The sequence below is a fragment of the Arcticibacter sp. genome, assembly GCF_045629565.1.
GTDB lineage: Bacteria > Bacteroidota > Bacteroidia > Sphingobacteriales > Sphingobacteriaceae > Arcticibacter.
Genome location: NZ_JAZQRL010000113.1, coordinates 1 through 2,449 on the forward strand (window position 1 = coordinate 1; position 2,449 = coordinate 2,449).

Here is a 2,449-nt window from a genome sequence, read left to right on the forward strand (position 1 = left end):
GTTCATCTGCAGGGCCGTACATATGTCCTTCTTCAAAGCCTGTCATACCCATACAGCCCAGGCCTATAGCTGGTACAACCAAACCCTGGCTGCCCAATGCAATTTGTTTTATTTCAATATTCCAAAGATCAGTTTACCAAATCGTATACATGTGTGCAAATCCCTGATGCTTGTATGCAAACCAAGAATTATTTCAAAAACTTACCATCTTATTTCTTAACCACCTGTTCCTAAAGTGGTAAATACTTGTTTTGGACTGATAAGTACGGATATATTGACAGGTCTTATATATAGAAGAGCTTCAAATTCACCAGGAACCTTCATTAAAGGTAAAAGCCGCTGCTTTTAATCAATAGGTGTGCTTACAGCTCCCGGCTGTTGAGACTAATGAGGCACAAAGTTTGGAGGAATGATATTAACCAATCAGTACAGATATGCATCTTTTGTTTAGAAACAGGCAATTTAAAGGAGAAGACTTAAAAATGTGCTTCCCCATGAATACGGCACCATACGAGGCCAGATTAAGGGCGCTAAGGGGGCTGGGGCAAAGCTGCTGTATGAATAAAGCTGCCTTATGCAAAATCATTCCATTAACCATAACCGGCCTGTATAGGGCTTAATTTATAAAGATATGAATGTAAGCGACTTTATCCTTAAACGATTAACAGCATGGCAGGTTTCGAGAATCTATGGTTACCCCGGCAGGCAGGAATTACCGCGAACAGCTGGAATTTAGAAAGAATACTTTTAATTTTTATGAACCGGCGCAGGAAATTACCGAACAGTTTGCCTCTGAAACACAGACTGTAACTTTAACCGGAGACCTGCATATGATGATCTTTGCGGATTCTGAAAGGATTGGCCGGGTGCTGACCAACCTGATTGGCAATTCGGTGAAATATGCGCCCGGAACGGCAGAAATTAAAGTTGAGCTGATTGAAAAAGAGACTTTTATAAAGGTTTCTGTTATTGATAAGGGATCAGGGATAAGCCAGGAGAAGATCTCCCTCCTCTTCGACCGTTACTACCAGGCCGACGACCAACAGTCGCAATACTCTGGACTGGGCATAGGATTATTTATTAGCGCAAACATTATTCGTAAACATGAAGGACAAATTGGTGTAGAGAGCATTCCGGGTCAGGGTACAACCTTCTGGTTTACGCTACCTAAATTGGCGGCAGCGAATTAGGAAAGAAATATAGGAATAACAGCTCTTCGCCGGCTATTTTTTTGCCCAAGCGATTGAAGTATATGCTACTTATTAAACATCAGATTAAAAGCAAGGTATTCTATGCTGTTTACGAGGCCGCAATTTTCAGGTATACTTTAAATTCGGAACCCTTCCCTAAATCACTGCTAACAGAAATTTTGCCTCCCGAAGCTTTTATGATTTCGTTCACCAGGTACAGCCCTATTCCCGAGCCTTCGCCAGACGGAGAAACACGCTGGTATTTTTGAAAGATATTTTTAAACTCGCTCTGTGGAATCCCCATACCATTGTCTGAGACGGTAATGACCATATCATCGTTTTCCCTGTAGGTCCTGACAAGGATTTCGGGAGTTCTGTCTTCAGATCTATATTTAATGGCATTGTTCACCAGGTTGTAGACAACACTCCTGAGCTTCCGGCGTATAAACAATATTTCCGAATGATTGATCTCCGCTGTGATTATCGCGTGGGACTCCTTCAACTGGGTCGCCAAAGTAAGCCGAACATCTTCCAGGATGTGCTCAAAATCAAGCAGTTCTTCTACCGCTTTATAACGGTGTTCCTGCTGGCGGGAATCCGTAAGATCATTGATGATGTGCTGTATTTTGACCAGGCTGTTCTCTATCTTTTCCAAAAGAAAAGGAAAACGGGCCATCCCCTTCTCAGGTATTTGTTTAAGCATTTCTATCGTGAGCCCAAGACTCGTTAAAGGGGTTTTAATATCATGTGAGATCGTATCGAGCAGAATTTCATGCTCTGCAATCAGCTTCTCCTGCTCTTTCAAGTCGCGGATCCGCATGGTGATTTCTACAAAGGTTATAATTACGCCATCGGTTTTTTTATTCTTTTGAACGATATAAGGCAGAATATTCATCTGGTACCACCTGTGGTCGGTGGTTTGTATCTCTTTTTCCAGGACTTCCCCACTATCAATTACATGTTGTATATTCTCTAAGATTGTTGGAAAGCGAAAATTATCTTTAATATCTTCAATATGCCTGCCTACATCTGTCGGTTTAAGACTGAACTGACGCATCGCAGGAGGTGTAAACTTCCTGAGCACTAAATGGGAGTCAACGAAAAGCTGTGGGATAATCGTATTTCTGAAGTAGTTTTCCAACTCCTCGTTCAATTCAATCAGCGTACTAATTTTATCCGTATTCTGCATGTGATGTTTCCGGATCAATTTCGGATTAGACCTGCAAGGTAGGGATTAAATACAGCATCACACCAGAAGC

Annotated in this window: 2 protein-coding genes; one reads left to right on the top strand and one right to left on the bottom strand. The window is 41.8% G+C overall.

The features are described 5' to 3' along the window. Positions 1-689: 689 nt before the first annotated feature. A complete protein-coding gene (locus ACKI5J_RS15810) occupies positions 690-1,190 on the top strand; it encodes a sensor histidine kinase (RefSeq protein WP_407430456.1) in 501 nt (166 codons plus the stop codon). Between the two features lie 109 nt (positions 1,191-1,299). Here the strand turns inward: ACKI5J_RS15810 and ACKI5J_RS15815 are convergent, their stop codons facing one another. Continuing rightward, a complete protein-coding gene (locus ACKI5J_RS15815) occupies positions 1,300-2,379 on the bottom strand; it encodes a sensor histidine kinase (protein WP_407430457.1) in 1,080 nt (359 codons plus the stop codon). Between the last annotated feature and the right edge of the window lie 70 nt (positions 2,380-2,449).

Excerpts from the sequence above, each read along its gene's own strand:
- ACKI5J_RS15810 (WP_407430456.1), top strand. The coding sequence starts at position 690 with ATGGTTACCCCGGCAGGCAGGAATTACCGCGAACAGCTGGAATTTAGA.
- ACKI5J_RS15815 (WP_407430457.1), bottom strand. The coding sequence starts at position 2,379 with ATGCAGAATACGGATAAAATTAGTACGCTGATTGAATTGAACGAGGAG.